Raw genomic sequence first — 14,173 nt, forward strand, 5'->3', positions numbered from 1 at the left:
CTTCATGGTTGACCCCGCCCGTCTGCGACGCAAGCACCTCACCAGGCCGAACACCACGGCCAAATTTTCATCCTCCACCACCGGGCGCAGCCCCCCAGACAGCTGCTCGCCAAGCGAAGCGGATTAGGAGTTTGGAGTCCAGGCCCGCTATCCTGGTCCGGTTCCACCGAAGACCGTCGGTCACCGAGCAATCGGTTGAAGGTCCCGGCAACGCCGGGCGGCCCACGCAGGAGGACGAGGTATCAGTATTTTCTGCGCCCCGACCTGCCCTGTGTCGGGGCGTTCGTCATTTCCTGGCCTCCGGCGGTGAAACCATCACGAGGAGGCAAGCATGGCCAAGGCTGACAAGGCCACCGCGGTCGCCGACATCGCCGAGAAGTTCAAGGAGGCGACGGCCACCGTCGTCACCGAGTACCGCGGCCTGACGGTAGCCAATCTTGCCGAGCTGCGCAGGTCGCTGGGCAAGGAGACGAGCTACACGGTCGCCAAGAACACCTTGGTGAAGCGTGCTGCGTCCGAGGCCGGCGTCGAGGGTCTGGACGATCTGTTCGCCGGACCGACCGCCATCGCGTTCATCAGCGGCGAGCCCGTTGACGCTGCCAAGGCGATCAAGAAATTCGCCAAGGACAACAAGGCCCTGGTCATCAAGGGCGGCTATATGGACGGTCGTGCGCTGTCCGTCTCCGAGGTCGAGCGCATCGCCGACCTCGAGTCGCGCGAGGTGCTGCTGTCCAAGCTGGCCGGCGCCATGAAGGCGAAGCAGGCCCAGGCCGCGGCGCTGTTCGCGGCGCCCGCGTCCCAGGTCGCGCGCCTGGCCGCAGCTCTGCAAGAGAAGAAGGCTGGCGAAGAGTCCGCCGCCTGAGACCAACCACCACCAGTTAGAGATAAGGAATCACCATGGCAAAGCTGTCCACCGACGAACTGCTCGACGCGTTCAAGGAAATGACCCTGCTGGAGCTTTCTGAGTTCGTGAAGCAGTTCGAGGAGACCTTCGACGTCACGGCCGCCGCTCCGGTCGCCGTCGCGGCTGCCGGCCCCGCCGCCGGTGGCGCCCCGGCCGAGGCTGCTGAGGAGCAGTCGGAGTTCGACGTCATCCTCGAGGGTGCCGGCGACAAGAAGATCGGCGTCATCAAGGTCGTCCGTGAGATCGTTTCCGGCCTGGGCCTCAAGGAGGCCAAGGACCTCGTTGACGGCGCTCCCAAGCCGCTGCTCGAGAAGGTCAACAAGGAGGCCGCCGAGGAGGCCAAGGCCAAGCTCGAGGCCGCCGGCGCGACGGTCACCGTCAAGTAAGTCTGTCGACAAGAAAATCCCTCGCGGGCGTGTGTGCCCGCGAGGGATTTTCTTGTCGCTGCGGTCTCGGCAACGAGCCCGCGGGACTGTCGATCACAGCTCGTACACAAACTCAGTGCCGCCAATCGGCGTGCGCTACAGTGACTCAAACCACAGGCCATCGTGGCGATGGCTGTCCAGCGTGGGCGGAAGGATCTGGCGTGGGTATTGCTATTCAGGTCGAGGGGTTGACGAAGTCGTTCGGTTCCCAGCGAATCTGGGAGGACGTGACCCTCGATATCCCTGCCGGTGAGGTCAGCGTGCTGCTGGGCCCGTCGGGTACCGGTAAGTCGGTGTTCTTGAAGTCGCTGATCGGTCTGTTGCGTCCGGAGCGGGGCAAGATCATCGTCGATGGCACCAACATCATCGAGTGCTCGGCCAAGGAGCTCTACGAGATCCGCACGCTGTTCGGCGTCATGTTCCAGGACGGCGCACTGTTCGGCTCGATGAACTTGTTCGACAACACCGCTTTCCCGCTGCGCGAGCACACCAAGAAGAAGGAAAGCGAGATCCGCCAGATCGTCATGGAGAAGCTCGACATGGTCGGGTTGGGTGGCGACGAGAACAAGTTCCCCGGCGAGATCTCCGGTGGTATGCGCAAGCGCGCCGGATTGGCGCGCTCGCTGGTGCTCGACCCGCAGATCATTCTCTGCGACGAGCCCGACTCGGGTCTGGACCCGGTGCGCACCGCGTATCTGTCCCAGCTGTTGATCGATATCAATGCTCAGATCGACGCCACGATTCTGATCGTGACCCACAACATCAACATCGCCCGCACGGTGCCCGACAACATTGGCATGCTCTTCCGCAAGCACCTGGTCATGTTCGGCCCGCGTGAGGTGCTGTTGACCAGTGAAGAGCCGGTGGTTCGCCAGTTCCTCAACGGCCGCCGGATCGGCCCGATCGGTATGTCGGAGGAAAAGGACGAGGCGACGATGGCCGAAGAGCAGGCCATGGTCGACGCCGGTCATCACGACGGCGGTGTCGAAGAAATCGAAGGCGTGCCGCCACAGCTGACGGTCACCCCCGGTATCCCGGAACGGGACGCCGTGCGCCGCCGCCAGGAGCGGGTCCGCCAGATCCTGCACACCCTGCCCCCGGCCGCCCAGGAAGCCATCCTCGACGACCTCGAAGGCACCCACAAGCTGCCCACTCACACCTTCGTCGGCGAACCCGCGCACGCCGTGCACGTCGAGGACGGCAACGGCTGACGGCAACGACCGGGAACGCGCGAGGATAACCTCTTTCCCGCGTTGAGCAGGTCTGGCCCGCCCGAATGGGCAGTGTGTCAGCAACTTCTCCTCCGTTCGCCGCAAAATGGGTTCGGGCGGCCGTTCTCTCCGATAGCGTTTGCCGCGATCGTCAGCAAGGAGGCTGAGTGCTACGCGACCGGCGGATCTGGTGGGGGACGGTAGCCGTCTTCGCCGGTGTGGGCGCGGCCCTGTTGGCCGGGGCCGGCGCCGCGGCCGCCGATACCGGCGGGGGCACCGGGCATTCGGGTGCGGCCTCGTCGCAGTCGTCGGCTTCGTCGTCGAGCAGCTCCTCGCCAGCCAACGCCACCACAGCCAGGCACCGCGTCGCGCCCGTCGCCGTCGTCTCGGGGGCCCGCCTCCCGAAGGTGGCCGCCAAGCCCGCACCGAAACCAGTGCCCGCCCGCCAGGCGGCCGGTCGGCCGGTGGCCAACCTCCTGGTCAGCGCGCTCGCCGCGGCCAGCGCCACGGGAACGACCCCCGCGGCCAGCGCCACGGGATCGACCCCGGCGCCGTCGGCGACCGGCACCAGTGCGCGCCCGGCCGCGGCGCCCGAACCCGCCCAGGCGATCGTCACCCCACCGGCCACCAACGGCGTCACCGGCGTCAAGGTCGGGCACGCAACGCTGACGATCCCGGTCAACGGGGGATTCAACGCGCCGGCTGACTGGTACTTCCCGACCCAGGCCGACGGTTCGGTGCAAGCCAACGGGGTCATCTGGCTGCAGCACGGTTTCCTCGCCGACAAGGCGTTCTACTCGTCGCTGGCCACGCAGTTGTCTCAGGACACCAACTCCATCGTGGTGGCGCCGACTCTGCCGTCGTTTCCCCAGCTGACCTGCGGCGGCTGCACCCTCTACGGGGTGCCGATGCAGAAGGCCGCCGCCACCATGTTCCTCGGCGACCGCTCGGCTTTGACTATCAGCGCCAACCAGGCCGGCTATCAGGGCGCGCTGCCGGAAGACTTCGTCTTGGCCGGGCACTCGGCCGGTGGCGGGTGGTCGTCCTCGGTGGGTGGCTATTACGTCGACGACCTGGCGCCCGGCGACCAGAATCATCTGCTCGGGGTGGTCATGTACGACGGCGTCAACATGAACGGCACGTTGCCGCAGGCGATCGCCAGCCTGGACACCCTCGACATTCCCGTCTATCAGATCGCCGCGCCGGCCCAGACCTGGAACAGCTTCGGCACGACCACTGATGAGCTCCTGGCCCTGCGCCCTGACCAGTTCGACGGCGTCGTGCTGGTCAACGGCTCGCATGTCGACGCGATGCTGGGCAGCAACCCGGTAATCGACTTCTTCGCCCAGCTGGTCACCAAGCGCTCGCCGTCCGGAAACACCGCCGCCGTCGACACCTTGAGCACCGGCTGGATCAACGATTTCTACGTCGGCGCCGGCCCCGATACTCCGCAGTTCGGCATCTACGGCACCGCCGGTCAGCCGATCATCATGGGCAACGCCTCCGCGGTGGTGCTGCCCACACCGCTGGCCAGCCAGCTCGGACCGATCGAGAAGCTGATGAAGACCTGGACCGCCCTTGTCATGCCCCTGCTGTTCGGCGGCTCACCGAGTTCGGCCACGATCACCCCGCAGGCCGCCAACCCCACGGTGTCGTCGCCGACACCCAACGGCGTGACCGGGGTGAAAACCGGCAACACCTCGCTGACGATCGAGGTCGGCTCGCGCACCTACAACGCCCCCGCCGACTGGTACTTCCCGACTCAGGCCGACGGCTCCGTGCAGGCCAACGGGATCATCTACCTGCAGCACGGATTCCTGGCCAACAAGTCCTACTACACCGTATTGGCCAAGTCGCTGGCCCAACAGACCAACAGCATCGTCGTCGCGACGACCCTGCCGTCGTTCGCGCCGCTGACCTGCCCGACCTGCACCATCAACAACCCCGCGATGCAGCAGGGCGTGGCCGACCTGTTCCTGGGGAATCGCGCCGCACTGACTATCAGCGCCAGTACGGCCGGCTATCAGGGGACGCTGCCCGAAGACTTCACGCTGTCCGGTCATTCCGCGGGCGGGGGACTGGCAGTAGCCGCCGGCAGCGACTACGTGAACTCCCTGGCCCCCGGCGACGAGAACCATCTACTCGGCGTGGTGATGTTCGACGGCGTGGCCCGCGACAACACCGCTTTCGCCAACGCGCTCGCGACCCTGGACGGCATCCCCGTCTATCAGGTCGCCGCGCCGTCGCAGGCCTGGAACGCCAACGGTGCGACCACCACGACGCTGACCGCCGAGCGCCCGGACCAGTTCGTCGGTGTCGAACTGGTCAACGGTTCGCACACTGACTCGATGACGGGCTCCGACCCCTTCTTCGACGCCCTGGCTGAGATCTTCGTCAGACCGTCCGCGCCGGGCAACGCCTCGGCCGTGCACACCCTGGCCGCCGGTTGGATCAACGACTTCTATGTGGCGGCCGGACCGGACGACCCCCAGTACGGGCTGTACGGTTCGGCCGGGCAGCCGATCATTATGGGCCCGACCGCCGCCGTTGTCCTGCCAACTCAGCCCGCTGCTGCGGCGGCGACCACCATCGCCGCCTGAAGGGCGTTTTTTCCACACCAAACACCGCGTTTCCCTTGACGGAAAGGCCCAAACGGTCCAGTCTGTTGACCAGCATGTGTGCATGGGTAGCTAGATCGCCAGCCAGCGCCAGCCCGCCCGGCATGAGCTTGTTGAGGAATGCGCCGTTCTGCGCTATCGTTGGACGTTGCGCTGGCTGCCTCCTGCCCACCTCAACCTGCACCTGACACCGCCGGTCCCTAAGTCTGATTTCAGACATTCCAGCTAGAGACCTGTTTGCGTGTCGCGTGCGTCGGGGACAGGCCTGGGTCTCGAGTAGGCCAGCCGAACCGACGCAGATATCGCGGCCTCCCGGATGACCTCCGGTCAGTCGCATTAGGTGCTGGAAGGATGCATCTTGGCAGTCTCTAGCCAGAGCAAAACGACTACTACTTCTAACTCCGTCCCCGGAGCACCAAAACGAATTTCCTTCGCCAAGCTGCGCGAGCCTCTCGAGGTACCCGGCCTGCTCGACGTCCAAACGGAGTCGTTCGAGTGGCTGATCGGCTCGCCGCGCTGGCGTGGCATCGCTGAGGCGCGTGGTGACGTCAACCCGGTCGGTGGCCTCGAAGAGGTCCTCACCGAGCTGTCACCGATCGAGGATTTCTCCGGCTCGATGTCGCTGAGCTTCTCCGACCCGCGTTTCGACGAGGTCAAGGCTCCGGTCGACGAGTGTAAAGACAAGGACATGACGTACGCGGCTCCGCTGTTCGTCACGGCCGAGTTCATCAACAACAACACCGGCGAGATCAAGAGCCAGACGGTCTTCATGGGTGACTTCCCGATGATGACCGAGAAGGGCACCTTCATCATCAACGGCACCGAGCGTGTCGTGGTGAGCCAGCTGGTCCGCTCGCCGGGTGTGTACTTCGACGAGACCATCGACAAGTCCACCGAGAAGCTGCTGCACAGCGTCAAGGTGATCCCCGGCCGCGGTGCGTGGCTGGAGTTCGACGTCGACAAGCGCGACACCGTGGGTGTGCGCATCGACCGCAAGCGCCGTCAGCCGGTCACCGTGCTGCTCAAGGCGCTCGGCTGGACCAACGAGCAGATCCGCGAGCGGTTCGGCTTCTCCGAGAACATGATCTCGACGCTGGAGAAGGACAACACCGCCGGCACCGACGAGGCGTTGCTGGACATCTACCGCAAGCTGCGTCCGGGCGAACCGCCGACCAAGGAGTCCGCGCAGACCCTGCTGGAGAACCTGTTCTTCAAGGACAAGCGCTATGACCTGGCCCGGGTGGGCCGCTACAAGGTCAACAAGAAGCTGGGGCTCAACGCCGGCCAGCCGATCACCAGTTCGACGCTGACCGAAGAGGACATCGTCGCGACCATCGAGTACCTGGTGCGTCTGCACGAGGGTCAGACCACGATGACCGCCCCCGGCGGTGTCGAGGTCCCCGTCGAGGTCGACGACATCGATCACTTCGGCAACCGTCGCCTGCGCACCGTCGGCGAGCTGATCCAGAACCAGATCCGGGTTGGCCTGTCCCGTATGGAGCGCGTGGTCCGCGAGCGGATGACCACCCAGGACGTCGAGGCGATCACGCCGCAGACCCTGATCAACATCCGTCCCGTCGTGGCGGCGATCAAGGAGTTCTTCGGCACCAGCCAGCTGTCGCAGTTCATGGACCAGAACAACCCGCTGTCGGGTCTGACCCACAAGCGTCGCCTGTCGGCGCTGGGCCCGGGCGGTCTGTCCCGTGAGCGCGCCGGCCTGGAGGTCCGCGACGTGCACTCCAGCCACTACGGCCGGATGTGCCCGATCGAGACTCCTGAGGGTCCGAACATCGGTCTGATCGGTTCGCTGTCGGTGTACGCGCGGGTCAACCCGTTCGGCTTCATCGAGACCCCGTACCGCAAGGTGGGCGACGGCAAGGTCAGCGACGAGATCCACTACCTGACCGCCGACGAGGAGGACCGCCACGTCGTGGCGCAGGCCAACTCGCCGATCGATGGGGACGGCCGCTTCACCGAGTCCCGCGTGCTGGTTCGCCGCAAGGGTGGCGAGGTCGAGTACGTCGACGCCACCGAGGTCGACTTCATGGACGTCTCGCCGCGCCAGATGGTGTCGGTCGCGACGGCGATGATCCCGTTCCTCGAGCACGACGACGCCAACCGCGCCCTGATGGGTGCCAACATGCAGCGCCAGGCGGTTCCGCTGGTGCGCAGCGAGGCACCGCTGGTGGGCACCGGTATGGAGCTGCGCGCCGCGATCGACGCCGGCGACGTCGTCGTCTCGGACAAGGCGGGCGTGGTCGAGGAGGTCTCGGCCGACTACATCACCGTGATGGCCGACGACGGCACCCGGCACACCTACCGGATGCGCAAGTTCGCCCGCTCCAACCACGGCACCTGCGCCAATCAGCGTCCGATCGTGGACGCCGGGCAGCGAGTCGAGGCCGGCCAGGTCGTCGCCGACGGCCCCTGCACCGAGAACGGTGAGATGGCCCTGGGCAAGAACCTGCTCGTGGCGGTCATGCCGTGGGAGGGCCACAACTACGAGGACGCGATCATCCTCTCCAACCGCCTGGTTGAAGAGGACGTGCTCACCTCGATTCACATCGAGGAGCACGAGATCGACGCCCGCGACACCAAGCTGGGCGCCGAGGAGATCACCCGGGACATCCCGAACGTCTCCGATGAGGTGCTGGCCGATCTCGACGAGCGCGGCATCGTCCGCATCGGCGCCGAGGTCCGCGACGGCGACATCCTGGTCGGCAAGGTCACCCCGAAGGGCGAGACCGAGCTGACTCCGGAGGAGCGGCTGCTGCGCGCCATCTTCGGCGAGAAGGCCCGCGAGGTTCGCGACACGTCGCTGAAGGTTCCGCACGGCGAATCCGGCAAGGTCATCGGCATCCGGGTGTTCAGCCGTGAGGATGACGACGAGCTGCCCGCCGGCGTCAACGAGCTGGTCCGCGTCTATGTGGCCCAGAAGCGCAAGATCTCCGACGGTGACAAGCTCGCGGGCCGCCACGGCAACAAGGGCGTCATCGGCAAGATCCTGGCGGTCGAGGACATGCCGTTCCTTCCGGACGGCACCCCGGTGGACATCATCCTGAACACCCACGGTGTGCCGCGACGGATGAACATCGGCCAGATCCTGGAGACCCACCTCGGGTGGGTGGCCAAGGCCGGCTGGAAGATCGACGGTGCCCCGGAGTGGGCGGCTAACCTGCCCGAGCAGTTGCTGGAGGCCGAGCCGAACAGCATCGTCTCCACCCCGGTGTTCGACGGCGCCCGTGAAGCGGAGTTGCAGGGTCTGCTGAGCTCGACGCTGCCCAACCGGGACGGTGAAGTTCTGGTCAACGGTGACGGCAAGGCCGTGCTGTACGACGGCCGCAGCGGCGAACCGTTCCCGTATCCGGTGACCGTCGGCTACATGTACATCCTCAAGCTGCACCACCTGGTGGACGACAAGATCCACGCCCGCTCGACCGGCCCGTACTCGATGATCACCCAGCAGCCTCTGGGCGGTAAGGCGCAGTTCGGTGGTCAGCGGTTCGGCGAGATGGAGTGCTGGGCCATGCAGGCCTACGGCGCGGCGTACACGCTGCAGGAGCTCTTGACCATCAAGTCCGACGACACCGTCGGCCGGGTCAAGGTCTACGAGGCGATCGTCAAGGGCGAGAACATCCCCGAGCCGGGCATTCCGGAGTCGTTCAAGGTGCTGCTCAAGGAGCTGCAGTCGCTGTGCTTGAACGTTGAGGTGCTGTCTAGCGACGGCGCGGCGATCGAGATGCGTGACGGTGACGACGAGGACCTGGAGCGCGCTGCCGCGAACCTGGGAATCAATCTGTCGCGCAACGAATCTGCGTCCGTCGAGGACCTTGCCTGATCCGCGGCACCGCCGCGGGCGCTAGTTAATTTTTCTAGTCCCGAAAGGGGAAAGGGAGTTACGTGTTAGACGTCAACTTCTTCGATGAACTCCGGATCGGCCTGGCGACCGCCGAGGACATCCGCAACTGGTCCTTCGGCGAGGTCAAGAAGCCGGAGACCATCAACTACCGCACGCTGAAACCGGAGAAGGACGGCCTGTTCTGCGAGAAGATCTTCGGACCGACTCGCGACTGGGAGTGCTACTGCGGCAAGTACAAGCGCGTCCGCTTCAAGGGCATCATCTGCGAGCGCTGCGGTGTCGAGGTCACTCGCGCCAAGGTGCGCCGCGAGCGGATGGGCCACATCGAGCTGGCCGCGCCCGTCACGCACATCTGGTACTTCAAGGGCGTGCCCTCGCGCCTGGGCTACCTGCTGGACCTGGCGCCGAAGGATCTCGAGAAGATCATCTACTTCGCCGCCTATGTGATCACCGCCGTCGACGACGAGATGCGCCACAACGAGCTCTCCACTCTCGAGGCCGAGATGGAGGTCGAGAAGAAGGCCGTCGCCGATCAGCGTGACTCCGATCTGGAGGCCCGCGCCCAGAAGCTCGAGGCCGACCTGGCCGAGCTGGAGGCCGAGGGCGCCAAGTCCGACGTGCGCCGCAAGGTGCGCGACGGCGGCGAGCGCGAGATGCGTCAGCTGCGTGACCGGGCTCAGCGTGAGCTGGACCGGCTCGAGGAGATCTGGACGACGTTCACCAAGCTGGCGCCCAAGCAGCTCATCGTCGACGAGAACCTCTACCGCGAGCTGGTCGACCGCTACGGCGAGTACTTCCAGGGCTCGATGGGCGCGGAGTCGATCCAGAAGCTCATCGAGAACTTCGACATCGACGCCGAGGCCGAGAACCTGCGTGAGGTCATCCGGAACGGCAAGGGGCAGAAGAAGCTTCGTGCGCTCAAGCGCCTGAAGGTGGTCGCTGCCTTCCAGCAGTCGGGCAACTCGCCGATGGGCATGGTGCTCGACGCGGTACCGGTGATCCCGCCGGAGCTGCGTCCGATGGTCCAGCTCGACGGTGGTCGCTTCGCCACCTCGGACCTCAACGACCTGTACCGCCGCGTGATCAACCGCAATAACCGGTTGAAGCGACTGATCGACCTCGGCGCGCCCGAGATCATCGTCAACAACGAGAAGCGGATGCTTCAGGAGTCGGTGGACGCACTGTTCGACAACGGCCGTCGGGGCAGGCCTGTTACGGGACCGGGCAACCGTCCGCTCAAGTCGCTGTCCGATCTGCTCAAGGGCAAGCAGGGCCGGTTCCGGCAGAACCTGCTCGGCAAGCGCGTCGACTACTCCGGCCGTTCGGTCATCGTGGTCGGCCCGCAGCTCAAGCTGCACCAGTGCGGTCTGCCCAAGCTGATGGCCCTCGAGCTGTTCAAGCCGTTCGTGATGAAGCGACTGGTCGACCTGAACCACGCGCAGAACATCAAGAGCGCCAAGCGGATGGTGGAGCGTCAGCGCCCGCAGGTGTGGGACGTGCTCGAAGAGGTCATCGCCGAACATCCGGTTTTGCTGAACCGCGCACCCACGCTGCACCGCCTGGGTATCCAGGCCTTCGAGCCGCAGCTGGTGGAAGGCAAGGCCATTCAGCTGCACCCGCTGGTCTGCGAGGCGTTCAACGCCGACTTCGACGGCGACCAGATGGCGGTTCACCTGCCGCTGAGCGCCGAGGCGCAGGCCGAGGCGCGTGTCCTCATGCTGTCCTCCAACAACATCCTGTCGCCGGCGTCGGGCAAGCCGCTGGCCATGCCCCGTCTGGACATGGTCACCGGGCTGTTCTTCCTGACCACACTGGTTCCCGGGGACAAGGGTGAGCACACCGTGGCGGCCAAGGACACTCCGGAAACCGGCGTGTACAGCTCGCCCGCCGAGGCCATCATGGCGATGGACCGCGGTGCGCTGTCGGTCCGTGCTCCGATCAAGGTGCGCCTGACGCAGCTGCGCCCGCCGCACGAGGTCGAGAACGAGTTGTTCGGCGAGAACGGCTGGCGCCCGGGCAATGCCTGGACCGCCGACACCACGCTGGGCCGGGTGCTCTTCAACGAGCTTCTGCCGCAGGGGTATCCGTTCGTCAACGAGCAGATGCACAAGAAGGTCCAGGCCCGGATCATCAACGATCTGGCCGAGCGCTACCCGATGATCGTCGTCGCGCAGACCGTCGACAAGCTCAAGGACGCCGGCTTCTACTGGGCCACCCGTTCGGGTGTCACCGTGTCGATGGCCGACGTCATCGTGCCGCCGGAGAAGCAGGAGATCCTCGAGCGCTACGAGGCCGAAGCCGACGGGGTCGAGAAGAAGTACCAGCGCGGTGCGCTCAACCACCAGGAGCGCAACGACGCCCTCGTCGAGCTGTGGAAGGAAGCCACCGAAGAGGTCGGTAAGGCGCTGCGGGCGCACTACCCGGAGGACAACCCGATCATCACGATCGTGGACTCCGGTGCGACGGGTAACTTCACCCAGACCCGCACGCTGGCCGGCATGAAGGGTCTGGTGACCAACCCGAAGGGTGAGTTCATCCCGCGGCCGATCAAGTCCTCGTTCCGTGAGGGCCTGACAGTGCTGGAGTACTTCATCAACACCCACGGCGCCCGAAAGGGTCTGGCGGACACCGCACTTCGTACCGCTGACTCGGGTTACCTGACCCGCCGTCTGGTGGACGTGTCCCAGGATGTCATCGTCCGCGAGCACGACTGCGGCACCGAGCGGGGCATCCTCGTCGAGCTCGCCGAGCTGCAGGGTGATGCCCTGATCCGCGATCCGCACGTCGAGACCTCGGCGTACGCCCGCACGCTGGCCGCAGATGCGGTCGACGAGAAGGGCAACGTGATCGTCAACGCCGGACACGACCTCGGCGATCCGGCGATCGACGCCCTGCTGGAGGCCGGCATCACGTCGGTCAAGGTCCGCTCGGTGCTCACTTGCACCAGCGCCTCGGGTGTGTGTGCGATGTGCTACGGCCGCTCGATGGCCACCGGCAAGCTGGTGGACATCGGCGAGGCGGTCGGCATCGTGGCCGCGCAGTCGATCGGTGAGCCTGGCACGCAGCTGACCATGCGTACCTTCCACCAGGGTGGTGTTACCGGTGGCGCCGACATCGTCGGCGGTCTGCCCCGTGTGCAGGAGTTGTTCGAGGCGCGTGTTCCGCGGAACCGCGCACCGATCGCCGATGTCACCGGGCGGGTGCAGCTGGAGGAGACCGAGAAGTTCTACAAGATCACCATCGTTCCCGACGACGGGAGCGAGGAGGTCGTGTACGACAAGCTCTCCAAGCGCCAGCGGTTGAAGGTGTTCAAGCACGACGACGGCAGCGAGCGGCTGCTTGTCGACGGTGACCACGTCGAGGTGGGCCAACAGCTCATGGAGGGCTCGGCCGACCCGCACGAGGTGCTCCGTGTCGAGGGCCCGCGCAAGGTGCAGATCCACCTCGTCAAGGAGGTGCAGGAGGTGTACCGCGCGCAGGGTGTGTCGATCCACGACAAGCACATTGAGGTCATCGTCCGGCAGATGCTGCGGCGCGTCACGATCATCGACTCGGGTTCGACGGAGTTCCTGCCCGGCTCGCTGACCGAGCGTGCGGAGTTCGAGTCGGAGAACCGTCGGGTCGTTGCCGAGGGTGGCGAGCCCGCGGCCGGCCGTCCGGTGCTGATGGGTATCACCAAGGCGTCGCTGGCCACCGACTCGTGGCTGTCGGCGGCGTCGTTCCAGGAGACCACTCGTGTGCTGACCGATGCGGCGATCAACTGCCGCAGCGACAAGCTGCAGGGTCTGAAGGAAAACGTGATCATCGGCAAGCTGATCCCGGCGGGTACCGGTATCAACCGGTACCGCAACATCGCGGTGCAGCCGACCGAAGAGGCTCGGGCAGCGGCGTACACGATCCCGTCCTACGAGGATCAGTACTACAGCCCGGACTTCGGCCAGGCCACCGGTGCTGCGGTGCCGCTGGATGATTACGGTTACAGCGACTACCGGTAGTCACCCTCTGGCGCGACCAGACGCAAACGTCCCCGCACGCTCGGCGTGTCGGGGACGCTTGCGTCTGGTCACCAGCCATCCCCAGGGGTGAATTGGCAACGCCCGAGCCAACTTGCAGCATCGCGGTGTGTTCATCGACGAGCTGTTCGCCACCAATGGTGGGCTTGCGACGACCGCGCAGCTGCTGACCATCATGTCGCGAAAGTCACTAACCGCCCACGTCAAAGCGGGCGCACTCATCCGGGTATGGCACGGTATCTATGCGCTGCAAGAGCCCGCCCTCGTCGGGCGGTTGGCCGGCCTGGATCTGATGACCGGCCGGACAATGGTTGCCTGCATGAGCACCGCAGCCAGTCTGTACGGCTTCGACACCGAGAACGACAGCCGTGTCCATGTTCTCGATCCGGGCGTGCGCGTCAGGCCGACAGCGGGATTGATGGTGCACCAGCGCATCGGCGCACCCCTTCGTCGAATCCAGGGCCGGCTGGCCACCGCACCCGCGTGGACGGCCATCGAAACAGCGCGGTCACTACGGCGCCCTCGGGCCCTGGCCACCCTCGATGCGGCCTTGCGATGTTCGGCGTGTTCGGTTGCCGAGTTGCAGGCGGTAGTCCGCGAACAGGGGGGACGCCGTGGAATCGTCAAGGTCCGCGACTTGCTGCCCTATGCCGACGGTCGCGCAGAGTCCGCGATGGAGAGTGAGGCTCGCCTGGTCTTCATCGACGGCGGACTGACCCCGTCGACGATCCAACACGAGATCGTCGACCATTGCGGTGACCGGTGGCGGGTCGACTTCGCCTGGCCCGAGGTGATGGTTGCTGCCGAGTACGACAGCATGGAATGGCACGCCAATCCCACGGCGTGGAAACGCGACCGCATCAAGACCGCTCGACTCCAAGACTGCGGTTGGACACTGCTGCGATTCGTCGTCGACGACGTGCGGCGACATCCGGTCGATTTGCTGGCAAGGGTGGCCAACTGTATCGACACCTCCCGTCTCGCCGGGTGAGCAGACGGAAACGTGCCCAAATCCGCGGCGTGTCGGGGCCGTTTGCGTCTCAGTGTCAGTCTTTGGTTGCCGTGTTACGGCGTGCCTGCATGACAGGGCTGTGGTGCGGTGGTTGGTTCCGTTTCACCTGGTGTCTGGCTCCCTTTGCGTCT

7 protein-coding genes are annotated in these 14,173 nt (G+C 65.7%); all 7 read left to right on the plus strand.

Annotation, left to right across the window (positions count from 1 at the left end; genetic code table 11):
- Nucleotides 1–331 precede the first annotated feature (331 nt).
- The 7 genes from rplJ to ORI27_RS32145 all read left to right on the plus strand — a co-directional run bounded on the left by rplJ (nt 332) and on the right by ORI27_RS32145 (nt 14,021).
- Nucleotides 332–862 carry a 50S ribosomal protein L10 gene (gene rplJ / locus ORI27_RS32115; protein ID WP_266001276.1) on the plus strand — a complete coding sequence of 177 codons (531 nt, stop codon included), beginning with the start codon at nt 332–334 and terminating at the stop codon, nt 860–862.
- Between the two features lie 35 nt (nt 863–897).
- Entirely contained in the window at nt 898–1,290 is a 393-nt protein-coding gene (gene rplL / locus ORI27_RS32120; protein WP_266001278.1) for a 50S ribosomal protein L7/L12, read from the plus strand.
- A gap of 200 nt (nt 1,291–1,490) precedes the next feature.
- Nucleotides 1,491–2,540 (plus strand): ABC transporter ATP-binding protein, encoded by a 1,050-nt coding sequence (locus ORI27_RS32125; protein ID WP_266001280.1) that lies wholly within the window; start codon nt 1,491–1,493, stop codon nt 2,538–2,540.
- 167 nt (nt 2,541–2,707) lie between these two features.
- A complete protein-coding gene (locus ORI27_RS32130) occupies nt 2,708–5,140 on the plus strand; it encodes a hypothetical protein (protein WP_266001282.1) in 2,433 nt (810 codons plus the stop codon).
- A gap of 376 nt (nt 5,141–5,516) precedes the next feature.
- Nucleotides 5,517–8,996, plus strand: coding sequence for a DNA-directed RNA polymerase subunit beta (rpoB, locus tag ORI27_RS32135; RefSeq protein ID WP_407666518.1), 3,480 nt, complete (start codon nt 5,517–5,519; stop codon nt 8,994–8,996).
- Nucleotides 8,997–9,058: 62 nt separating this feature from the next.
- Nucleotides 9,059–13,012: a DNA-directed RNA polymerase subunit beta' gene (locus tag ORI27_RS32140; RefSeq protein ID WP_266001284.1), complete on the plus strand. Its 3,954-nt coding sequence runs from the start codon at nt 9,059–9,061 to the stop codon at nt 13,010–13,012.
- Nucleotides 13,013–13,139: 127 nt separating this feature from the next.
- Complete coding sequence (locus ORI27_RS32145) at nt 13,140–14,021, plus strand: type IV toxin-antitoxin system AbiEi family antitoxin domain-containing protein (protein WP_323055701.1); 882 nt, start codon at nt 13,140–13,142, stop codon at nt 14,019–14,021.
- The last annotated feature ends 152 nt before the right edge of the window (nt 14,022–14,173 follow it).

Source organism: Mycobacterium pinniadriaticum, from assembly GCF_026242045.1.
In the GTDB taxonomy this organism is placed as follows: Bacteria; Actinomycetota; Actinomycetes; order Mycobacteriales; family Mycobacteriaceae; genus Mycobacterium; species Mycobacterium pinniadriaticum.